The following is a 22,977-nucleotide window of genomic DNA, read 5'->3' as shown; positions in this document are numbered from 1 at the left end:
ATGCGCATTTCTACCGCCCAGTTTTACGAGTCCTCTGCTGCCAACTATCAGAAGAATTTTTCCAACGTGGTCAAGAGCAGCGAAGAGGCCAGCAGCCTGGTTCGCATCAATACCGCTGCCGACGATCCGGTGGGTGCCTCGCGCTTGCTGCAATTGGGTCAGCAGGCTTCGATGCTTGATCAGTACGAGGCCAACACCACCACTATCAAGGCCACCCTGGGGACCACCGAAGCGGTGATGACCAGTATCGGCAACGTATTGCAGCGCGCCAAGGAATTGGCTGTCAGCTCCGGTAACGCCGGTTTCACGGATGCCGACCGTCAGGCCAATGCCTCGGAGCTGGGGCAGATCGAAGAGCAATTGCTGAGCCTGATGAACAGCCAGGACGAGAACGGCAAGTACATCTTCGCCGGCTCCAAGGGTGATACCGTGCCGTTCACACGCAACAACGACGGCACCTACAGCTACAACGGTGACCAGGTGACGCTTGACCTGGCGGTCGGCGACACCATGTCGATGGCCACCAACAGCACCGGTTGGGATGCGTTCCAGCAGGCGATCAACACCAGCCGCAGCCAGGTCACCATGACCGCACCGGCGGTGGATGACGGTCGCGTGACCCTGTCCAATGGCCAGGTGTCGTCGGGCGTTACCTACAACAGCAAGTTCCGCAGTGGCGAGCCGTATACCGTGGACTTCGTCAGCGGTACGCAGTTGAAGATCACTGACTCGGCCGGTAACGACGTGACTGCCGAAGCGAGCCAGGGTGGTGCATTTGATCCTGCCAGCAAGACCGGCCAGGCCGTCAGTTTCCGCGGGGTCGAGCTGACCCTGAATATCAATCTGAGCACCGGTGATACGGCGGCAACCGTGCTGCCCGGCCACACCTTTACCCTGGCGGCCAAACCAGACACCTTCACCGCAACCGCTAGCCCGAGCAACCCTTCGACGGCGCAGGTCACCGCCAGCAGCATCACCAATCCGGTGAATTACCACGCCAGTTTTCCTGGCGGTTCGGCGATCCTGAAGTTCACCAGTGCCACCGCCTTCGAACTGTACGCAGCGCCTTTGACGGCCAGCAGCAGGCCGGTGTCCACCGGGACCATGGCCGGCAGCGTCGCCACCGCATCGGGTGTGAGCTTTACTCTGAGCGGTGCGCCGGCTGCCAACGATCAGTTCAGCATTGCGGTCAATACTCACGAAACCCAGAACATTCTGGACACCGTGAGCCAGTTGAAAACCGCGCTGAATACGCCGACCAATGGCAACCCGATCGCCACTCAGAAACTGCAAGCGGCACTGGCTTCGGGTAATGCCAACCTGGCCAGCGGCATCGATCAGTTGTCCAGTGCCTTGAGTTCGGTAGGCGGTCGTGGCCAGGCCCTGGAAACCCAGAGCGATACCAACCAGAGCCTGAAACTGGCCAATTCCCAGACCCAATCCTCGATCCGCGATTCCGATCCGGCTGAAGTAATGACCCGTCTGACCTTGCAACAAACCATGTTGCAGGCCTCGCAACTGGCCTTTAGCAAGATTGCTCAGCTGGGCCTGTTCAACAAGGTCTGAGCCAGCGCCCGTCGAGCTGCCAACCGTCTTTTTTTAAGCGGTTCCGGGGCCTCTGCCTGAAAGGGTAGAGGCCCGCCGCTCGAGAGTTTCCCGCCGTGAATCAACGCCCCCTCGTCAGCATCGTCATCCCTGCCTTCAACCCGCGATTCTTCAGCCAGGCGCTGATGAGTGCGCTTGCTCAGACCTACGAGCACATCGAAATCGTTATCTGCGACGACTCGCCCGACGATGACATCCAGAACATCGTTGAGAGCTTCGCCGAGCCGGTTCATCCGGTTCGCTACTTGCGTAACCCGCAACGGCTGGGGTTGCAGAAGAACGTACTGCGTTGCGTTGAAGAAGCCCGGGGTGAGTTCATCAAAGTGCTCTGCGATGACGATCGACTGTTTTCGCCCAGCGTTGCCTTGCAGGCTCAGGTGTTGATCGATCACCCAGACGTCAATCTGGTGTTTGCGCTGCGCATGTTCAGCGACGCTGGCAATTTTCTGCTGCCGTCGCGGGTGGGCAACTGCCGCTTTTGTCCGAACGATGCGTTGTTCAAGGGTGACGATATGCTGGCGATTTTCGAGGGTATGCCAAAGAATTTCCTCGGCAATTTCAGCGCTAGCCTGATGCGTCGCGCTGATGTGCTGGAGTTGTTGCCAGCCTTGATCCAGGAAGGCTTCGGGTTCATTGCCATGCTCGATTTCGCCTTGTTCGTGTGCCTGATGCGCCGCGGTAACCTGGTGTCGCTCAGCACCGTGCTGAGCACCGAGCGTCTGTATTCGCAGCGGCTGAGCCGGACCCCGGAGATGCTCAAGGCTACCAAGGTCGAGTGGAGCTGGCTGGCGCAGATGCTCGCGGTACGCAGTGGCGAATCGGCGCCGGCATCGGGCTGGGTTCGCTATATCGACCTGGCCAAAGTCACGGATCAACCCCACGCCTGGGAAGAGTTGTTTGTGATGCACATCCTCAGCAACCGCGGCACGGTGGTCAATGGTCGAGTCGGTGGGGAGAGCGAGAGTTACGCCGACTTCTATCGCCAATGGCTGGCGATCCGCAGGTTCTCGGCAGTCGAGCAGCGGCTCATGCCGCAGCGCATCGACAGCTGGGCGTTCCGCCCGCAGATCGTGCCGATCGTCATTGACCGCGGTGCCGGCAGCGCTGCGCTGAAAACCACATTGCAAAGCATCAGTGCTCAGCTGTATGCGCCTCAGGCAGTGGTGGTGCTGTCCGATGCGCACTGTGAAGCCGAAGATCGCATCGTCCAGTTGCCGTTCCAGTCGGGCTGGGCGCAACAGCTCAATGCCGTGGTCCCGCAACTGGAAGGGGCTCACTGGTTTTACCTGTTGCAGGCTGGCGACACCTTGCGCGAATCGGCGCTGCTGATTCTGGCGGAGCGCATCACTGGGGCGCCGGGCATTCTCTGTGCTTATAGCGACGAAGGCGTTTTGATCGACGGCGAGTCGAGCGACGCGGTGTTCAAACCGGATTTCAACCTCGATCTGATGCGTGCCTACCCCTACGTCGGCCGAGCCCTGGCCTTCGAGCGTCAGCGCTTCATGGCCCTGGGTGGGTTTGATCCGGCTCACGGCGAGCTGGCACCCCATGACCTGATGTGGCGTCTGGTGGAAGAGGTCGGTCCGCAGACCATCGAGCACATCGCCGAGATTCAGGTGGAGTCGAGTCTGGCCTTTGCCGACTGGCTGTCATTACCCGAAGTCATCGAGAACAACGCTGGCATGGTCGGTGCGCACCTGGACCGTATCGGCATGGCGCACACTATCCGTCACGAAGAATTGCCACTGATCAATCGCATCGATTACCGGCATGAGGCGCGTCCGCTGGTATCGATCATCATCCAGACCGGCGATTCGCTTTACGCCTTGCAACGTTGTACCGAAGGTTTGATCGAGCGCACGGCTTACACCCAGTACGAAATCCTGATTGTCGACAGCGGCACTGACGACCCGGCGATGCTCGACTGGTTGGCTGCCATGACGCAGCTGGGGGCCGCGATGCTGCGGGTGCTGCGTTACGCCGGGGATGCCAACGATGCGGCGATCCGCAACTTCGCTGCGAGCCTGGCTCATGGCGACTACTTGCTGCTGCTCAGTCCTCAGGCGGTGATCTGCAACAGCGATTGGCTGGACGAATTGCTCAACCACGCACAGCGTCCCGAAGTGGGGGTGGTCGGCGCCCGGATTCTCAGTCCGCAAGGATCGATCGTCAGCGCCGGGTTGATCCTCGGGTTGGGGGGGGCGGTCGGTTCGCCATTCGCCGGGGAGGCTGCTGATTCTCGCGGCTACATGCAGCGGTTGCACATGACCCAGAACTGGAGCGCGGTCAGTGACCAATGCCTGATGGTTCGCAAGGAAGTGTTCGACAGTCAGGGGCAGCTCGATGAGGTGACGTTTACCCAGGGCTTGGGCGATGTCGATTTGTGCCTGCGGGTGAATAACAACGGCTACCTGGTGGTCTGGACGCCGTATTCCAGTGTGGTGCTGGCCCCGGAAGGTGAGGAGTCGACGCCGGAGGTGTGTGTGCGTGAACAGGACGCCTTTTATCGCAAATGGCTGCCGAAGATCGCCAAGGATCCGGCCTACAGCCCGGCACTGAGCCTTGGGGTTTCCAGCTTCAGCCTGGAGCCTTCGCTACGCAACAACTGGAACCCGTTTTGCACCCGTGCATTGCCGCTGATTCTCGGTCTTCCGGTCAACAGCACTGCCGTCGGTCACTACCGGGTGATCGCGCCGCTGGCAGAGCTCGAAGCCTCCGGACGAGTGATCTCACGGGTGGCCCATGAGTCGCCGTCGATCGTGGAGATCGAGCGTATGTCCCCGGACACCATCGTCCTGCAGGGACGTTACAGCGAAGGTTCAGTCGACGATATTCTGCGGATGAAAAAGTATTCCAGCGCCCTGCGGGTTTTCGAACTCGACGACTACATCGTCAGCGCACCGAAGAAAAACGCTCACGCCCGCAACAAACCGGTCAACATCGAACAGATGCTGCGCGAAGGCGTCGGCCTGTGCGACCGCTTGGTAGTCACCACCCAGCCGTTGGCCGATATTTTGTCGAGCATGCACAACGACATTCGCGTGGTGCCGAACATGTTGCCGCCGACCCCTTGGGCGACGCTGACCAGCCGTCGCCGCACCTCCAGCAAACCTCGCGTTGGCTGGGGTGGCGGCACCAGTCATACCGGGGACCTGGAGATCATTGCCGAGGTAGTGCGCGAGTTGGCGGACGAAGTCGAGTGGGTGTTCTTCGGCATGTGTCCGGACGAGCTGCGCCCGTACATCCACGAGTTTCATCCCGTCATCGGCCTGCAGAGCTACCCGTTCAAACTGGCCAGTCTGAACCTTGACCTGGCGCTGGCACCGCTGGAATTCCATATCTTCAACGACTGCAAAAGCAATCTGCGGTTATTGGAGTACGGAGCCTGCGGATACCCGGTGATCTGCACCGACACTGAGGCTTATCGCGGCCACTTGCCGTGCACCCGGGTTCACAGCAACAGCACGGCGGAATGGCTGCAAGCCATCCGCATGCACTTGGCCGACCCGGACGCGAGTTACCGCATGGGCGATGAATTGCGTGAGGTGGTGCATCGGGATTTCATGTTGCGGGGCGATCATTTGAACCACTGGTTGTGGGGTTGGTTGCCGGACTGATTGGCTCCGAGCCATCCCTTGAAAACAGGTGACTTTATCAGACTGTGTGAAAACGCAATCTACCCCGGCTAAAAGCAAGTGCCCCGACTTGTCGGGGCATTTGCTTTTCTAAAACCTGAAAAATGAAAAGCTTCTCAGCCCATCAGGGCCATCAGCTTTTATGACACACTGACCGGCGATGCCAACGTCAACTACCTTGAGGGTGGGTTCGGTGACGATGTCATCTACGGTGGTGATGGTAACGATTACATTTATGGCGGGCTGGTTTCGCCGATCGGGCCGTTCACACTTGACGGTGTGGCCAATGTATCGCAAGCCGACACTCTGTACGGCGGCAATGGCGGTGACGTGATTGTCACTGCTGCCGATGATGTGGGTAGTCGGGCCTATGGCGAGGCGGGTGGCGATAGCATCACGGTGGTTCACGGTATGGCCGATGGTGGTGAAGGCAACGATGTGCCCAACGGCACGGGATCCGGTTTGCCATGTTTGGATGACCCCGGAATTCAATGCCCTCAATCCTGAATCCGGGTTGAAGGCTTGATACACCGCTGAAGGGGATGACTCCGGTTGCTGTTGACCGGGCTCATCCTTTTTTTATGCCTGATTGCGGCGCCGGCGCGGGGCTCATCGAGCTGGCGCGTTTCCTGCAGGTCCCCCTGATATCGCCATAAAACGAGCACTTGCGGTCACACCACAAGCGTCCGACGCGGCAAACGGTTTTAGCCAGAAAGGCCCGAAAAAGCTCGATACAGTTTGGCCGAGCTCTGTGAAGAACAAAAGGGGAGATGATGAAGGCAGTAATTCTGGCGGGTGGCCTGGGCACGCGCATCAGCGAAGAGTCGCACCTCAAGCCCAAGCCGATGATCGAGATCGGTGGCAAGCCAATTCTTTGGCACATCATGAAACAGTACTCCGCCCACGGGATTCATGACTTCGTGATCTGCCTTGGCTACAAGGGCTATGCGATCAAGGACTTCTTCGCCAACTACTTCCTGCACACCTCCGACGTCACTTTCGACATGCGCAATAACCGCATGGACGTGCACCAGAACTACAGCGAGCCGTGGAGCGTCACCCTTGTCGATACCGGTGAGGAAACCATGACCGGTGGCCGTCTGTTGCGCACGGCGCCCTATCTGAAGGGCGAAAAAGCCTTTTGCTTCACCTATGGCGATGGCGTCTCCGACGTCGACATCAGTGCGCTGCTGAATTTCCATGAAGCCCACGGCAAGCTGGCCACCGTCACCGCCGTGCAACCGCCAGGTCGTTATGGCGCTCTGCAACGCATCGGTGACCAGGTTCTGGGATTTACTGAAAAACCGCGCGGCGATGGTGGTTGGATCAATGGTGGATTTTTTGTTCTGTCACCGGAGGTACTGCCCTACATCGCGGGTGATGCGACCAGTTGGGAAGCAGAACCGCTGATGCGTCTGGCCGAGCTTGAGCAATTGCGTGCCTTCGAGCACTCGGGCTTCTGGCAACCGATGGATACTCTGCGCGACAAGAACCACCTCGAAGCGTTGTGGCAGAGCGGGGAGGCCCCATGGAAGCAATGGGACTGAGTCCGCAATTCTGGCGCGGCAAACGGGTGCTGGTCACCGGGCACACCGGTTTCAAGGGCAGTTGGCTGACCCTGTGGCTGCAAAGCCTCGGTGCCGAGGTCAGCGGTTTTGCTCTCGACCCGTCCACCGAACCGAGCCTGTTCGAACTGGCGCGGGTGCGCGAAGGCATCAATGATCAACGCGGCGACCTGCGAGACCTCGGTGCGTTGCTGGAGCTGATCGCCGAGACCCAACCGCAAATCGTCCTGCACCTGGCGGCCCAACCACTGGTACGCGAAGGTTATCGCGACCCGCTGGGCACCTATTCCAGCAACGTCATGGGTACGCTCAACCTGCTTGAAGCGATCCGCCAGGTCGGCGGTGTGCGTGCTTGTGTGCTGGTGACCACCGACAAGGTCTACGCCAACAAGGAATGGCTGTGGCCGTACCGCGAGGACGAAGCCCTTGGCGGTCACGACCCTTACAGCAGCAGCAAGGCTTGTTGCGAATTGCTGGCCCAGTCCTATGCCGCGTCGTTTTTCCCCGCCGACAAGTACGCCGAGCATGGCCTGGCCTTGGCCACCGCCCGCGCCGGCAACGTGCTGGGCGGCGGCGACTTTGCCCCGGAGCGCCTGATTCCCGATGTACTCAAAGCCTGGTCAGCCGACGAACCGGTGACCCTGCGCTACCCGCACGCCGTGCGCCCGTGGCAGCACGCGCTGGAGCCGCTGGCCGGTTATCTGCAACTGGCCGCCGGGCTCTACGAACAAGGCCCGGAATACGCCGGTGCGTGGAACTTTGGCCCGAGCGAAGCGGACATGTGCAGCGTCGGCGAAGTGGTCGAGCTGCTGTCCAGTCGCTGGCCGCAAGCGCGCGGTCTGCGCATCGAACCGAGCGATCTGCACGAGGCCGGCCTGTTGCGTCTGGACAGCAGCCGCGCCCGTCAGCTGCTCGGCTGGCAGCCACGCTGGTCGTTGCAACAGTGCCTGACCCAGACCCTCGATTGGCACCTGGCCTGGCAGAGCGGTGACGACATGCGCACGATGACCTTGAATCAATTGAATCTCTATAGGGAACGATCATGACTGATTTCACGCTCCAGGTACTGGAGCTGGAGGGGTTGTATCTGATCCGGCAAAAAGTGTTCTGTGATGATCGAGGCCGGTTTGCCCGACTTTTTTGCCAGACCCGCCTGACGTCGCAGGGCCGTCCATTCGTCATCCGCCAGATCAACCATTCGCGTACGGTCGAAAAGGGTAGTGTGCGTGGCCTGCATTACCAAAAAGCCGGTTTTTCGGAATCCAAGCTGATTACCTGCGTACGCGGCGCGGTTTGGGATGTGGTGGTGGATTTGCGCCCGCAGTCACCGACGTATTTGCAGTGGCACGGCGAAGAGCTGCGGGCCGACGACGGACGCAGCTTGTTGATCCCGGCGGGTTTCGCCCATGGATTTCAGTCCCTGACCGACGATTCGGAAGTGCTCTATCTGACGGACGCGGACTATGCGCCGGATCATGAGGCCGGCCTGTCGGTCACCGATCCTGCGTTGTCGATCCCTTGGCCATTACCCGTCAAGAACTTGTCGGCCAAAGATGCGACCCATCCATTGCTGGACAATGATTTCACCGGGGTTGAACTGTGACAGGCCCCGACACGACCGTGCTGGTCACCGGCGCCACCGGTTTCGTCGGCCGGCATCTGGTCAGTGCCCTGCTCACCAAAGGCTTCAAGGTGCGTGCGGTGTCGCGCAGTCTTGAAGCGGCACGTGCGATGCCATGGTTCGCTGATGTCGAGTTTGTCGCGGCGGATTTGCATGCGCCGGATCTGGACGTGGAAAGCCTGGCCAGCGGCGTGGACGCTATCGCGCATCTGGCGTGGGCCGGCCTGCCGAACTATCAGGCGCTGTTCCATTTCGAGCGAAACCTGCCGCTGGATTACGGGTTTCTCAAACGGGTAATCGCCGCGGGTGTCAGCCAGGTGCTGGTTACCGGCACCTGTTTCGAGTACGGGCTGCAAAGCGGCCCGCTGGACGAGTCGGCGGCCGCCCGGCCTTATACATCTTATGGCCTGGCCAAACACACTTTGCGTCTGTTCCTCGAAGCCTTGCAGCGTGAGCACACGTTTACTTTGCAGTGGGCGCGGCTGTTTTACCTGCATGGCGAGGGGCAGAACCCCAACAGCCTGTTGGCCAGCCTCGACCGGGCCATCGACGCCGGTGACACGCAGTTCAATATGTCGACGGGCGATCAGTTGCGGGACTACCTGGAGATCGGGCAGGCCGCTTCTCAATTGGCAGCGCTCATCGCCCGTCGCGATGTCGATGGCGTGATCAACTGCTGCAGCGGCCAACCGGTGTCCGTGCGGGCGCTGGTCGAGCAGCGCGTGCGCCAGCGCCAATCCTCCATCGTCCTGAATCTGGGGCACTACGGTTATTCCGCCCATGAACCCATGGCGTTTTGGGGCGATGCCCAGCGCATTTCGCAACTGACGGGAGAAGAGCATGCAGCATGAACTCTATCGGGCAATCGGGCTGCCGGTTCTGCAGAATCGCACCTTTGCCACTGCCGAACAGGCGCGGGCGTCGGGTGGCTCGGATATCGTGCTGGTGCAAGACAGCCAGAGCGGGTTGATCTTCAACCAGGCGTTCGACGCCAGCAAACTCAGTTATGACGCCGACTATCAAAACGAACAAGCCCATTCGGTTCAGTTTCAGCAGCACTTGAATGATGTCGAAGCGATCCTGGCGCATCATTTCAAAGGAAAAAACCTGATTGAAGTCGGCTGCGGCAAAGGCTATTTCCTCGAGATGCTTCGGGGGCTTGGCTATGCCATCACTGGGATCGACCCTTCCTACGAAGGTGACAATGCCAAAGTGATCAAGGCCCCTTTCGCCCGGGAACTGGGGCTGGCCGCCGACGCGATCATCCTGCGCCACGTGCTGGAACATATCAGCGATCCGGTCAGTTTCCTGGCTGAAATAGCCAGTGCCAACCATGGCGGGCAGATTTACATCGAAGTGCCGTGCTTCGACTGGATTGTCGAGCACAACGCCTGGTTCGATGTTTTCTACGAACATGTGAATTACTTCCGCCTTGCGGATCTGCGCGCAATGTTCGGAACGGTGCACGAGGCGGGGCACCTTTTCGGTGGTCAGTACCTGTACATTGTTGCGGATCTGTCGACGTTGCGCCGCACGCCGGTCGAGGCACCGAAGTTGCTGACGCTGTCGGATCATTTCACCGCCAGCCTCGACCGCGCGGTGCAGATTATCCGGGCCGCGCCCGAGCAAGGTTCGGCGATCTGGGGCGCGTCGTCCAAAGGCGTGATTTATTCGCTGTTCCTGCAACGAGCGGGTGTGGCGGTGGATCGCGTGGTGGATATCAACCCGGCCAAACAGGGCCGGTATCTGCCCCTGAGCGGCGTGCGGGTGTCCTCGCCGCAAGAGGCCATGGATGCCTTGCCCGAAGGCGCCAACCTGTTTGTGATGAACTCCAATTATTTCGAAGAGATCAAGCGGATGACCGGTGGACGCTACGTCTATCACGCCGTTGACAGCGCTTTGTTTCAGTAACCCTTGAGAATTTTCAAATGACCGACAACAGCATCCATAAAGCCTTCGAAGCCGAGTGCCGAGAAGAGATCGCCCGTCAGGGCGACGACCAGAAAGTCGTCGGCCTGGCCCGGGACTTCTTCAACGAGTCCGCCCGACACAAATACAGCTACCACTTCTCGTGGATGGGCCGTCCGATCATCCAGCTGCCGCAAGACATGATGGCGATGCAGGAGATCATCTGGCAGGTCAAACCGGATCTGGTCATCGAGTGCGGTATTGCCCACGGCGGTTCGATCATCTACTACGCCTCCTTGCTGGAGTTGCAAGGCCACGGCGAAGTGCTGGGCATCGACCTCGACATCCGCCCGCACAACCGCGAAGCCATCGAAAGTCACCCGATGAGCAAGCGCATCAAGATGATCGAAGGCTCGAGCATCGACCCGGCCATCGCCGCCCGGGTGCACGCTATCGCCGAAGGCAAGAAAGTCATTCTGGTACTGGACTCCAACCACACCCACGATCACGTGCTGGAAGAACTGCGCCTGTACGCACCACTGGTTTCGGTGGACAGCTACTGCGTGGTTATGGACACCGTGGTTGAAGACATGCCGGCCGATTTCTTCCCGGATCGTCTATGGGGGCACGGCGATAACCCGAAAACCGCCGTATGGAAGTACCTGGAAGAGAACAAGGACTTCGAAATCGACCGGCAAATGCAAAACAAACTGCTGATCACCGTGGCGCCGGACGGCTATCTGCGTCGCGTTCGTTAATCAAAAACCGTTTCAGGTTCTCGGCGATTGGCCAGTTGTGGGGATAGGAATAATGCAGGTTCAAAGCAGCACTCAAATCAATGTGACACCGCTGAACGAGCTGTTCACGGTGGTGGTCATCACCCACAACCGCAATGCGTTCCTGCGACGCACCTTGCAGTACTACAGCAGCTATGCCGCCAAGGTGCTGGTGCTGGATTCGTCCGTGCAGGGCGATGAGCGCATGACTCGGGACTTCCCGTCGGTCGACTATCGCCACTTGCCCCAGTACAGCTACAAGGGGCTGCAGGAAAAACTCACCTACGGCGTCAATCAGGTCACCACGTCGTACATGGTGTTTGCTGCTGATGACGACTTCCTGTTGCACCGCGCACTGACCGAGTCGGTGGAGTTTCTTGACGCCAACCCTGACTACGGCCTGTGCCATGGCTACGGGATGATGTACCTGACCCGTGCCACCGAAGTGAACTACTACCGTCGTGACCAACGGGTGCAAGAAGATTACGACTCGCAGCGGCCTGAAGATCGGGTCATTGAATTCATGGGGCAGTTCCTGCCGCCGTTCTACGCAGTGACCCGCACCGACCTGCTGCAACAGTGGTACAGCCTGTTGCCTGCCGGTACCAGTTTCGAGTGGCAGGAAATCGGCCACGCGTTCTACCTGCTGGCGTGTGCCAAGGCGCGGATCCTGCCGATTCCCTACGCTGTGCGCGAGGCGAACTATGGCGGTTCGGACCACAACACTAACGTGCTGACCGTGCTGACGTACAAGGATGCGAAAACCGTCGCCGAACGCGAGCAGTTTGCGCAATTCCTGGCCTCGATCCCGACGCAGTTCAGCGACAGCGACCCGGCCCGGGCCAAACAGATTGCTCTGGACAGTTTTACCGCCATGGCCGACTGCCTGCTTGAAGGTCGCTCGCTCAAAGGCACCATGATCTTCCGTTCGGCCTGGGTCGAGGCGGGGCGCGAGCCGGTTCGCTCGTTCGGGCCAGAGCAGTTCGTCGAAATGCCGTTCTACAACAAACCGATGTTCGACCTGCTGACCGAATTCGAGTTTCTGTTGCACGCCATGCCGGCCGGTCGTCTGCAATTGCAGGAGCTCGAAGGCATCCTGCTCAAGCAACACGAACTGATGCGAATTCAGCCTAACGACAACGACCGCACCATTCGCGCTCGCTTGTGGGAGGCATTGAGTCTTAACCTGTTCAACCGGTCGGTGGTCAAGCGCTTGATCGAATCGCTCGAAGGCACCGAGGAACAGGACGAGAAGCTCAAGCTTCAAGCATGGGCCAAGCGTCTGGATTCGGTCCCGGGACAGGATGACCGCACACTGCTTCAGAACATGCCGTCCGGGCGCTTGCTCGATTGGCTCGAAGCACGCAATCCCGATACCGCTCAACTTTCAGCGATCTCCAGGCATCTGGCCAAGCACAATGGCGGCCCGCAATTCGGCATTCTGCTGCTGGACCTGGATGCGGACATGTTCAAGTTGCAGGCGACCTTCGACAGCCTGGTCAACGGTCACTGCAAGGCCTTCAAAGTGGTGGTCTTCACCACCGGCGAATTGCCGGCGATCACGTCCGTGCGCGACACCGTGCACTTCGTCAAGGTCACCACCGCCAACTACGTGGAGCGCATCAACCAGATCGTCACCCAATGGTCTGTCGACTGGCTGCTGCTGGCCGAGGCCGGTGACCAGTTGACCCCAAGCGGGTTGCTGCGCGCCAGCCTGGAGCTGATCGGCGCCGAGGGTGTGCGTGCGGTGGCGATGGACGAAATTCAGCGTCAGGCCAACGGTGCTCTGGCGGATGTATTCCGTCCCGGGGTCAACCTCGATCTGCTGCAAACCGTGCCGTCGCTGATGGCGCGGCACTGGTTGATCCAGCGTGATGTGTTGGTCCAGGCCAAGGGGTTCTCGGCGGAATACACCCAGGCGCTGGAGTTCGACCTATTGCTGCGTCTGATCGAAGACGGCGGTCTTGGTGGTCTGGCGCATCTGGCCGAACCCTTGCTGATCTGCAACGCGCCGGCCACTGAAGAAAATGCTCAGGAGCGTCAGGTTTTGACTCGTCATCTGGTCAACCGCGGTTATCGCGGCCAGGTCAGTTCGGAGCTGCCGCAGACTTGGCAGATCGACTATCAGCACGCTCAGCGACCGATGGTGTCGATCGTCCTCCAGAGCCAGGACAACCTGGAACACTTGCAATGTGCATTGGCCAGCGTGCTGCAGCGCACCCGCTACCAGCGTCACGAAGTACTGATTGTCGACAACCACAGCCAATTGCCAGAGCTGGCCGAATGGCTGAGCAGCCAGGAAGGCAAAGGCGAGCGCATTCGTGTGCTGCGCACCGGTCAGCGCCTGAGTGATTCAGCGTTGTATAACGTTGCAAGCGCCGAGGCCAAGGGCGAGTATCTGGTGCTGCTGTCGGCCGAAGCCCAAGTGTTCAATGCCAATTGGCTCGACGCCATGCTCAACCAGGCTCAGCGTCCCGAAGTCGGCATCGTTGGCGCCAAGTTGACGGACACTCAAGGTGTTACCACCCTGGCCGGGTTGGTTCTCGGATTGAATGGCGATATCGGCTCGGTCTTTGTCGGCGAGCGCAAGGAGGCCAAGGGCTACATGAATGGACATCAGGTCGAGCAGAACTATTCGGCGGTGTCCGGTGCGTGCCTGATGATCCGCAAGGACTTGTATGAAGCGGTCGGAGGCTTGGACGAAGAGCATTTCGATGAGGCCTTCGCTGATGTCGACCTGTGCCTGAAAGTCGCCGATGCAGGTTACCTCACTGTCTGGACGCCCCAAGCGCAACTGCTGCACCCGGGCCTGTTGCCTGAGGCGCCTCAGGCTCTTGCGGCCCTGCGCGACAAGTGGCATGCCCGCTTCGAACACGACTCAGCCTACAACCAGAACCTGGCCTTGACCGGCAAGGGCTTTACTCTCGGCGAACCGACCAGCGTGAATTGGGCGCAGTTGCTCGCATAAGCCTGGCTGACAGGTAAAAGGACTCAAGGCATGTTCAACGGTAAATCGATTTTCATCTCTGGCGGCACCGGCTCGTTCGGGCGCAACTTCATCCGCCGCTTGCTGGAACAATACCAGCCCAAGCGCGTGGTGGTGTTCTCCCGCGATGAACTCAAGCAGTACGAGATGCAGCAGACATTCAACGCGCCGTGCATGCGTTACTTCATCGGCGATGTGCGTGACGCCGACCGTTTGCGCCAGGCCATGCGCGGCATCGATTACGTGGTGCACGCCGCGGCGCTGAAGCAAGTGCCGGCGGCGGAATACAACCCCACCGAATGCATTCGTACCAACGTCAACGGCGCGGAAAACATCATTGCCGCGGCCATCGACAACGGCGTGAAAAAAGTTGTCGCGCTGTCCACCGACAAGGCTGCCAGCCCGATCAACCTGTACGGCGCGACCAAGCTGCTGTCGGACAAACTGTTCGTGGCCGCCAACAACATTGCCGGCGAGCAACAAACCCGGTTTGCCGTGGTGCGCTATGGCAACGTCGCCGGCTCGCGGGGGTCGGTAGTGCCGTTCTTCAGCAAACTGATTTCCGAGGGCGCCAAAGAGCTGCCGATCACCGACGAGCGCATGACGCGGTTCTGGATCACTCTCGATCACGGCGTGAAGTTTGTACTCGACAGCTTCGCCCGCATGCACGGCGGTGAAGTGTTTGTGCCGAAGATCCCATCGATTCGCATCGTCGATCTGGCGTTGGGCATGGCTGAACATTTGCCGCACAAGAACGTCGGCATTCGTCCGGGGGAAAAACTCCATGAGCTGATGGTGCCGCTGGATGACGCGCGCATGACCCTGGAGTTCGACGATCACTACACCATTCAGCCGTCGATTCGTTTCACCAGCGTCGACGTGGATTTTGCCGTGGACAAACTGGGCGAGCAGGGCCGGCCGGTGAGCGAAGATTTCGAGTACCGCTCCGACACCAATCCACACTTCCTGTCGGTCGGCCAGATCGCCGACCTGCACGCGGAGTTGTCGGCATGATTCCCTACGGTCGGCAAAGCCTCGATCAGGCGGACATCGATGCGGTGGTCGCCGTGTTGCAGTCCGACTGGCTGACGCAAGGGCCGACCATCGAGCGTTTCGAACAGGCCATGGCCGAGCGTTGCCAGGCCGATTTCGCGGTGGCGGTGTGCAATGCCACGGCGGCGTTGCACATCGCGTGTCTGGCGGCGGGCCTGGGGCCGGGCGATCGCTTGTGGACCACGCCGAACACCTTTCTGGCCTCCGCCAACTGCGGTCGCTACTGTGGCGCGGATGTCGATTTTGTCGACATCGATCCGTTGACCTGGAACCTCGACGCCTACACCTTGGCGGCGAAGCTTGAAATCGCCGAGCGCGACGGCACGCTGCCGAAAGTGCTGGTGGCGGTAGCGTTCTCCGGGCAGAGCTGCGATATGCGCATGATCGCCGAACTGGCCGAGCGTTACGGCTTCACGGTGATCGAGGATGCCTCCCACGCGGTTGGTGCGTCCTATGCCGGGCGCCCGGTGGGTTGCGGTGAATTCGCAGCAATGACGGTATTCAGTTTCCATCCGGTGAAGATCATCACCAGCGCCGAAGGCGGCATGGTGCTGACCAATCGCCCGGAACTGGCGGAGCGCTTGCGGCGCCTGCGCGGCCACGGCATGACCCGTGACCCCGAGCAGATGACCGAACCCAGCCACGGCCCCTGGTATTACCAGCAAGTGGAGCTGGGTTTCAATTACCGGATCACCGACCTGCAAGCGGCCCTCGGTCTGTCACAGTTGAACAAGCTCGATGGCTTTATCGAGCGTCGGCGTGAGCTGGCGGCGCGTTACGACCGGCTGCTGGCGTACTTGCCGCTGACCTTGCCCAGCGCGCAGCCTGAAGCCGAATCGGCGTGGCATCTGTACGTGGTGCGCTTGCAGACTGAGCGGATCAACCTCAGTCATCGACAGGTGTTCGAAGGTTTGCGAGCGGCCGGTATCGGAGTGAATCTGCACTATATTCCCGTGCACTTGCAGCCGTACTATCGCGACCTGGGTTTCGCCGAGGGGGACTTTCCCGAAGCCGAACGTTATTACGCCGAGGCCATCAGCCTGCCGCTGTTTCCTCTGCTGAGCGATGAACAACAGGACTATGTGGTCGAGCAATTGCGGCGGCTGACCGAATAAATGCTGCCATGGGCGGCGGATGGGAAAGTGTGATGCGTGAACTGAGTGAGCAGGAAAAATTCTGGCAGGGTGACTTTGGTAATCAGTATGTCGAGCGCAATGTGGGACAGCCCTTGGTGGCTGCCAACCTCGCATTGTTTGCCAAGGCGCTGACCCGGACAGGGCGGATTGAGAGCCTGGTCGAACTGGGGACCAATGCCGGTAATAATCTGCAGGCGTTACGCCAGCTGTTGCCTCAGTGCGACTTGTTCGGCGTGGAAATCAATAGCAGTGCTTGCGCCCAGGCCCGGGCACTGGGAATTGCGCAGATCTGGCAGGGGTCGCTGTTCGATTTTCCTCGCGAGCGCACCTTTGACCTGACACTGAGCAAAGGCGTGTTGATTCATCTGGCGCCAGAGTTGCTGGCCGCCGCTTATGCGCAGCTATATGAGTTGAGCAATCGTTACGTACTGATCGCCGAGTACTACAACCCGGCACCGGTCGAGGTGTCGTATCGTGGTAACAGCGGCAAGCTGTTCAAGCGTGATTTTGCCGGTGAAATGCTTGATCGTTATGAGGACCTGCAATTGGTCGATTACGGTTTTGGTTACCATCGCGACCCGCAATTCCCGGTGGATGACATCACCTGGTTCCTTCTGGAAAAACGCCAGTGAACAGCGTCGCCATCATTCCGGCCCGGGGTGGCAGCAAACGTATACCACGCAAGAACCTCAAGTCGTTCGATGGCGTGCCGATGATTGCCCATTCGATTCGGACGGCGATCAGCTCAGGGCTGTTTGCTCACGTAGTGGTCAGTACCGATGATGAAGAAATTGCCGAGCTGGCCCGTGCCAGCGGTGCGCAGGTGCCGTTCACGCGGCCTGCGGCCCTGGCCGATGACTTCACCGGCACTGCCGCGGTGATTGCGCACGCTCTGAATGAATTACATCGACAAGGTCAGGATTTTGACTATGCCTGTTGCATCTATGCCACGGCGCCGTTGCTGCAGACGAGGTTTCTGCATCAAGGGTTGAATCTGCTGGAGCGGCGTCCCGAAAAATCTTTCGCATTCTCGGTGTGCGATTTCAGTTTTCCAGTGCAGCGCGCGCTCACCGTTGACGATAAGGGCGCATTGACCGCGTTGTATCCGGAGTTTCGTAACACCCGCTCGCAGGACTTACCGGTCGCCTTTCAAGACGCCGGCCAGTTCTACTGGGGGCGCAGTGAGGCCTGGTTGCGTGGTGATGCGCTGTTCTCGCCGGCGAGCCTGCCGGTGATTCTGCCGCGCTACCTGGTACAGGACATCGACACCCTCGAAGACTGGAAACGCGCCGAATACCTCTACGCCGCCTTGAAGGCCGGGGGAGAGCTGCAATGAGAGTGCTGATCCGCGCCGATGCGTCGCCGACCATTGGCAGTGGCCATATCGCCCGCTGCCTGACCCTGGCCAGGGTGTTGCGCAAGCAGGGCGCGCATGTGGCCTTCGCCTGTCGTCTGTTACCGGGTCATCGGCTGGACAGCCTGGCCAGCGAGGGTTTCGAGACCTTCGCACTGCCAGACCGCTATCGCGATGAAGACCCGCAGCAGGCTATCGAGTCGATGCTGCCATGGCAGGCGGACGTCGCTGCGCTGGCGCAAGCATTGGAAGGCCATGCGGGCTTTGACTGGATCATCGTCGACCACTATGGCCTCGACCATCACTGGCAGGCCGCAGCCCGTCATTGGGCGCCACGGATCGCAGCGGTGGATGACCTGGCCACTCGACACTACCGCGTGGATCTGCTGCTCAATCAGAATCTGTCGGGTACACCACAGGCCTACGCCTCACTGTTGACGCCCGACTGCCAAACCTTGCTCGGCCCACGATTTGCCCTGCTGCGCGATGAATTCTGCTGCCCGGCGATCGAGATCAAGCCTGTGGTCAGGCGAGTGCTGGTGAACTTCGGCGGCTTCGATGCAGCCATGCAGACTCACCACACGATGTTGGCGCTGGCGGACTTCCATGAGCTGGAGGTCGACTTCGTGGCGGGTGCCGACAACCCGGCCTGGGAGCAGATGCAGGCACTGGCGGTTGATCGTCCGAACTGGCGGCTGCACAGTTTTGTCAGCGACTTCTACCGACTGATGACCGAGGCCGATCTATTCATCGGTGCCGGTGGCGGTACCAGTTGGGAGCGGGCGGCCATGGGGCTGCCGACGATCTGCATTGCGGTCTCGAATAATCAGCAGGCCAATGGCGAGGTGATGGCGACCTCGGGGGCTCATGTGTTCCTGGGCAACCGCGAGCAGGTTAGTGTCGAGCAGTTGCGCCAGGCCATCGGTTTTGTCGTGGGCAATCAGGGGCTTCGCCAGAGTCTGGCCGAACGTTCGCGGCAGTTGGTCGATGGCCGTGGCGCGCAGCGGGTGGCGGCAGCATTGGCGGGGGCGGTATTGCAGGTGCGCCGTGCCACTGCGGACGATGCGCAATTGTTGTTCGAGGGGCGTAATGCCGAGGCAGTACGGCGCTGGTCGCTGGACACCCACGTCATCGATTGGCAACGGCATCAGGCCTGGCTGGCCGCGAGCCTGAACAATCCACGGCGGTTGTTGTTGGTCGCCGAGACGGATGACGGCCCGGTCGGTGTGCTGCGCTATGACCTTGACGGTACTCGGGCCGAAGTCTCGATTTATCTGTTCGACGGCCGACTCGGCCTGGGCTGGGGCCGGGCGCTGTTGGCGCGGGGCGAAGCCTTCGTCAGCGTTCACTGGCCATCACTGCAAGCAATCACCGCTCAGGTGCTGCCGGCCAACCAGGCGTCGCTGAAAGTTTTCCGCGAGGCAGGTTTCACTCAGAGTGCTTGCGCGTTCACGCGCGTATTGAAGGATCCTAGACAATGACCAGTTTCAAGATCGGCCATCGCTCGATCGGTGCCGATGCGCCGCCGTTCATCATTGCCGAGATGAGCGGCAACCATAACCAGTCGCTGGACGTGGCGCTGCAAATCGTCGAAGCCGCGGCCAAGGCCGGTGCGCACGCCTTGAAGCTGCAAACCTATACCGCCGAGACCATGACCCTGGATCTGTCTGAAGGCGAGTTCTTCATCAAGGACCCAAACAGCCTGTGGGCCGGCTCTTCGCTGTATGCGCTGTACGAGAAGGCCCACACGCCGTGGGAATGGCACGCGCCGATTTTCGCCCGGGCCAAAGAGCTGGGCATGCTGGCGTTCTCCACACCGTTCGATGACACCGCGGTGGACTTCCTCGAAAGCCTCGATGTGCCGGCCTACAAGATCGCCAGCTTCGAGAACACCGATCTGCCGTTGATCCGGCGGGTCGCTGCCACCGGCAAGCCGTTGATCATTTCCACCGGCATGGCCAGCATCGCCGAACTCGACGAAACCGTGCGTGCCGCCCGCGAGGCAGGTTGCAAGGACCTGGTGTTGCTCAAGTGCACCAGCACTTACCCGGCGACGCCCGCCAACAGCAACGTGCGCACGATCCCTCATCTGCGGGAGTTGTTTGGCTGTGAAGTCGGTTTGTCCGACCATTCGATGGGTGTCGGGGTGTCTGTCGCCGCCGTAGCGCTGGGGGCGACGGTGGTGGAAAAACACTTCACCCTCGATCGTGCCGCCGGAGGCGTGGATGCCAGTTTCTCCCTGGAACCGGCCGAACTCGCCAGCCTGGTGGTCGAAACCGAGCGCGCCTGGCAGGCCATGGGCCAAGTGCATTACGGCGTGACTGACGCCGAGCGCAAGTCCCTGGTGTACCGCCGGTCGCTGTATGTCACCCAGGATATGGTCGCCGGAGAGCCTTTTACCGCCGCCAATCTGCGAGCCATCCGCCCTGGTCTGGGGCTGGCCCCCAAACACGCTGAAACCCTTCTGGGCCGCCGCGCTCGCCAGGCCATCAAGCGCGGAACACCGCTGGATTGGTCGTTGGTTGAATAACCGCTTGTGGGGCTGATTCGGCAAAATAGCGTGACCTGCGAGTCATAACGCGCATCTTCACTGTATTGTATAAATAGGGGAGAGGGCGCCTGGTCTGTTTTTTGACTCAGTGATGGCCTTTTACGCTTCCCGCTGTCACCCCCTTGAGGGCGACGTTTATTCGTTGTTTGTCGGCGCCCCTCGATTCCTTGCGAGCGGTGGTATTGGGCTGTTTATTATTGGGAAGCCGTAATGATTGGCATAAAGAGCATTGCGAGCTACGTTCCTGTAGCCGGCGTGGACAATTACGCACAAGGTGCAAAATTCGAAAAGGATGAAGAGTTCATCCTGGGCAAGATCGGTTCGGCCTTCCTGCCGCGCAAAGACGCCGGGCAAGAAACTTCCGACCTGTGTGTCGAGGCAGTCAACGCGCTGTTCGCCAACAATCCCGATTTGAAGCGTGAAGCCATCGACGTGCTGATCGTCGTCACCCAGAACGGTGACGAAGAAGGCCTGCCGCACACCGCCGCCATCGTTCAGGACAAACTGGGCCTGCCGACGACCGTGGCGGCGTTCGATATTTCCCTGGGCTGCTCCGGTTACGTCTACGGGATCTACGCCATCAAGGGCTTCATGGAGGCTGCAGGCCTGAAGAATGGCCTGCTGGTGACCGCCGATCCGTACTCCAAGATCGTCGACCCGGAAGATCGCAACACCACCATGCTCTTCGGCGATGCCGCCACCGCCACTTGGATGGGCGAAGACGCTCCATGGCAGTTGGGCAAGGCCAAGTTCGGCACCGACGGTTCCGGTGCGCCGCACCTGAAGGTCACCGATGGCGTGTTCTTCATGAATGGCCGTCAGGTCTTCAACTTCGCGCTGCTCAAAGTGCCGGCGCATTTGCATGAGCTGCTCGGCGACTCGGGTCTGACGGCCGATGATATCGATGCCTTCTGTATTCACCAGGGCAGCGCGGCGATTGTCGATGCCGTGGCGCGACGCTTCGAGGGCGAGCCCGAGAAGTTCATCAAGGACATGGTCGAGACCGGTAACACCGTGTCGTCGAGCATTCCATTGCTGCTGGAAAAACACGTGCTCGATTCCAAGTGGAAGCGTGTGGCACTCAGCGGTTTCGGTGTTGGTTTGTCTTGGGGTTCGGCGATCATCTATCGTCCTTGATCTTCTAAAAGCCGGGCACAAAAAAAGCGTTCAAGGTGTAACCTTGAGCGCTATTTTTTTGCCCGAATCACAGCGAGGCGCCATGAGCGAGTTTTTTCAACCCAACGCCGAACTCATCCAGCGTCGCTGGCCGGTTGTGGCTGAGCGTCTACTGTCTGAAGATCCGGGCCCGTTGCAGGCCGATCTGGTGGAAGGGCTCGGCTCGACCCTGAGCATCAACGGCATTCAGTTGACCAGTCGCCATGACCGTACCCGCGAAGCGCAGCTTCAGGCCGCAAGTCTGCCGGTCGACAGTCCGGTGGTGCATGTCTATGGCGCCGGTCTTGGCGATCTGCAGATGGAGTTGCTGCAGCGCGACGGGCTTGAACGTTTGTATGTGCACATCCTCAACGGCGCGGTGTTTGCGTTGGTGCTGCAATTGCTCGATCAGCAGCAATGGCTCAACGATCCCCGAGTCGAGCTGTTGTATGCCGGGGATCTAGCGGAAATCCAGCTGCCGTACTTCGCCTTGCCGTCCGAGCTGGTGCTGACCGATGACTTCAATGCGAAGATCCGTGATCGCTTGATCAGCGAAACTCACCTGAGCTTCAATAATCGTGAGTTCGATCCTCAGACCCCGGATGTCGTGGAGCGCTTGCAGGCTAGTCTGGAGCTTGTGCAAACCGACCGCGATGTGACCGAGTTGTTCGGTTCGCGCAACGGGCAGGAGGTGTTCGTCATTGCCACGGGCCCTAGCCTTGAACAGCATTTCGAGGTCTTGCGCGCGATTCGCAGTCAGGACGAGCGACCATTGTTTATCTGTGTCGATACGGCCTACCGACCACTGCTTGATCACGGGATCCGTCCCGATGTGGTGGTCAGCATCGACCAGCGCATCTCGGCCCGGCATCTACCACCTGAAGGCACGGTCGACATCACCCTGGCGTACATGCCCATGGTCGACCCTCAGGTGCTGGTCGCCTGGCAAGGGCCACGGTATGTCGGTTACTCCGCCAGCCCGATCTATCAGCAGATGCGCCAGCAATGGCCCAAGGGCGAGCTGTATGTAGGCGGTAGCGTGATTCATCCGGCGGTGGACCTGGCGGTGAAGATGGGGGCGGTGCAGATCACCCTGTTCGGTGCCGACTTTGCCTTCCCCAACGACAAGACCCATGCTGGCTGGAACGATGGCGACTTGGGCCCGCAACTGGGAGCAGCCAAACACTGGGTGCTGGATGGTCACGGTCAGCGCATCAAGACCCAGCTCAACTTCCGCAGCTACCTGTGTGAGCTGGAACGTTTTATCGCCGGCCATCCTCAGGTGCGCTTCTATAACAGCAGTCGGGCAGGGGCGATGATCGCCGGGACGGCTTTTCATCCGGAGTTGGCGTCATGAGCGGGCTTGAATCTTTTGTCGTCGACTCACAGCACTGCGCTGCATTATTCCGTTTGGGGCGTGATGTAGAAGCAGGGCTGGCGATGATCGAATTGATCGGAGCGATGCAGCCGTCTTTCGATTTGTTACCGCAGACTATTCGGCAGCAATGGGTTCTCTTGCTCGGCCGGCTGCTCGAATGTCAGGAGACGCAGAACTGGCTGGCGCTGGCGGACTACCTGGAATACGAGCTGGTCCAGTTACTGCGCGACAGTCTGTCCATTTAAACAATTTCT

The 22,977-nt window shown here is 59.9% G+C and carries 19 protein-coding genes; all 19 read left to right on the top strand.

All coding sequences use genetic code 11. The annotated features are described in order from the left end of the window. On the top strand, positions 1–1,566 hold the full coding sequence (locus ACZ9BB_RS16385; RefSeq protein ID WP_476214637.1) for a flagellar hook-associated protein 3: 1,566 nt from the start codon (positions 1–3) through the stop codon (positions 1,564–1,566). A 95-nt stretch (positions 1,567–1,661) separates the two neighbouring features. Next, positions 1,662–5,222 (top strand): glycosyltransferase, encoded by a 3,561-nt coding sequence (locus tag ACZ9BB_RS16380; RefSeq protein WP_476214636.1) that lies wholly within the window; start codon positions 1,662–1,664, stop codon positions 5,220–5,222. A 141-nt stretch (positions 5,223–5,363) separates the two neighbouring features. Then, entirely contained in the window at positions 5,364–5,747 is a 384-nt protein-coding gene (locus ACZ9BB_RS16375; RefSeq protein WP_476218334.1) for a calcium-binding protein, read from the top strand. Between the two features lie 266 nt (positions 5,748–6,013). Then, positions 6,014–6,787: a glucose-1-phosphate cytidylyltransferase gene (gene rfbF / locus ACZ9BB_RS16370; RefSeq protein WP_476214635.1), complete on the top strand. Its 774-nt coding sequence runs from the start codon at positions 6,014–6,016 to the stop codon at positions 6,785–6,787. Further along, positions 6,769–7,851, top strand: a complete 1,083-nt coding sequence (gene rfbG / locus ACZ9BB_RS16365) for a CDP-glucose 4,6-dehydratase (protein WP_476214634.1) — start codon at positions 6,769–6,771, stop codon at positions 7,849–7,851. Before rfbF ends, rfbG begins: the two co-directional genes overlap by 19 nt. Further along, complete coding sequence (gene rfbC / locus ACZ9BB_RS16360; protein WP_476214633.1) at positions 7,848–8,408, top strand: dTDP-4-dehydrorhamnose 3,5-epimerase; 561 nt, start codon at positions 7,848–7,850, stop codon at positions 8,406–8,408. Before rfbG ends, rfbC begins: the two co-directional genes overlap by 4 nt. Then, positions 8,405–9,277 (top strand): NAD-dependent epimerase/dehydratase family protein, encoded by an 873-nt coding sequence (locus tag ACZ9BB_RS16355; protein WP_476214632.1) that lies wholly within the window; start codon positions 8,405–8,407, stop codon positions 9,275–9,277. The genes rfbC and ACZ9BB_RS16355 overlap by 4 nt, the downstream gene beginning before the upstream one ends. Continuing rightward, positions 9,267–10,337: a class I SAM-dependent methyltransferase gene (locus ACZ9BB_RS16350; RefSeq protein ID WP_476214631.1), complete on the top strand. Its 1,071-nt coding sequence runs from the start codon at positions 9,267–9,269 to the stop codon at positions 10,335–10,337. The genes ACZ9BB_RS16355 and ACZ9BB_RS16350 overlap by 11 nt, the downstream gene beginning before the upstream one ends. A gap of 17 nt (positions 10,338–10,354) precedes the next feature. After that, positions 10,355–11,092 (top strand): cephalosporin hydroxylase family protein, encoded by a 738-nt coding sequence (locus tag ACZ9BB_RS16345; RefSeq protein ID WP_476214630.1) that lies wholly within the window; start codon positions 10,355–10,357, stop codon positions 11,090–11,092. Positions 11,093–11,144: 52 nt separating this feature from the next. After that, positions 11,145–14,078, top strand: coding sequence for a TIGR00180 family glycosyltransferase (locus ACZ9BB_RS16340; protein WP_476214629.1), 2,934 nt, complete (start codon positions 11,145–11,147; stop codon positions 14,076–14,078). A 30-nt stretch (positions 14,079–14,108) separates the two neighbouring features. Next, positions 14,109–15,110 (top strand): UDP-N-acetylglucosamine 4,6-dehydratase (inverting), encoded by a 1,002-nt coding sequence (gene pseB, locus ACZ9BB_RS16335; protein ID WP_476214628.1) that lies wholly within the window; start codon positions 14,109–14,111, stop codon positions 15,108–15,110. Further along, positions 15,107–16,264 (top strand): UDP-4-amino-4,6-dideoxy-N-acetyl-beta-L-altrosamine transaminase, encoded by a 1,158-nt coding sequence (pseC, locus tag ACZ9BB_RS16330; protein WP_476214627.1) that lies wholly within the window; start codon positions 15,107–15,109, stop codon positions 16,262–16,264. The genes pseB and pseC overlap by 4 nt, the downstream gene beginning before the upstream one ends. A 32-nt stretch (positions 16,265–16,296) precedes the next feature. After that, positions 16,297–16,917 (top strand): pseudaminic acid biosynthesis-associated methylase, encoded by a 621-nt coding sequence (locus tag ACZ9BB_RS16325; protein WP_476214626.1) that lies wholly within the window; start codon positions 16,297–16,299, stop codon positions 16,915–16,917. Continuing rightward, positions 16,914–17,621 carry a pseudaminic acid cytidylyltransferase gene (pseF, locus tag ACZ9BB_RS16320; RefSeq protein WP_476214625.1) on the top strand — a complete coding sequence of 236 codons (708 nt, stop codon included), beginning with the start codon at positions 16,914–16,916 and terminating at the stop codon, positions 17,619–17,621. Before ACZ9BB_RS16325 ends, pseF begins: the two co-directional genes overlap by 4 nt. After that, positions 17,618–19,120, top strand: a complete 1,503-nt coding sequence (gene pseG, locus ACZ9BB_RS16315) for a UDP-2,4-diacetamido-2,4,6-trideoxy-beta-L-altropyranose hydrolase (RefSeq protein WP_476214624.1) — start codon at positions 17,618–17,620, stop codon at positions 19,118–19,120. Before pseF ends, pseG begins: the two co-directional genes overlap by 4 nt. After that, the gene (pseI, locus tag ACZ9BB_RS16310; protein ID WP_476214623.1) at positions 19,117–20,169 is read left to right on the top strand and encodes a pseudaminic acid synthase; all 1,053 of its coding nucleotides are present in this window, start codon (positions 19,117–19,119) and stop codon (positions 20,167–20,169) included. The genes pseG and pseI overlap by 4 nt, the downstream gene beginning before the upstream one ends. A 231-nt stretch (positions 20,170–20,400) precedes the next feature. Continuing rightward, on the top strand, positions 20,401–21,327 hold the full coding sequence (locus ACZ9BB_RS16305) for a ketoacyl-ACP synthase III (protein ID WP_476214622.1): 927 nt from the start codon (positions 20,401–20,403) through the stop codon (positions 21,325–21,327). Between the two features lie 82 nt (positions 21,328–21,409). Next, positions 21,410–22,702 carry a motility associated factor glycosyltransferase family protein gene (locus ACZ9BB_RS16300; RefSeq protein WP_476214621.1) on the top strand — a complete coding sequence of 431 codons (1,293 nt, stop codon included), beginning with the start codon at positions 21,410–21,412 and terminating at the stop codon, positions 22,700–22,702. Then, positions 22,699–22,968 (top strand): hypothetical protein, encoded by a 270-nt coding sequence (locus ACZ9BB_RS16295; RefSeq protein WP_476214620.1) that lies wholly within the window; start codon positions 22,699–22,701, stop codon positions 22,966–22,968. Before ACZ9BB_RS16300 ends, ACZ9BB_RS16295 begins: the two co-directional genes overlap by 4 nt. Positions 22,969–22,977 lie beyond the last annotated feature (9 nt).

Source organism: Pseudomonas sp. TE3552, assembly GCF_056278945.1.
This window is presented reverse-complemented; position numbering and strand designations above follow the sequence as displayed.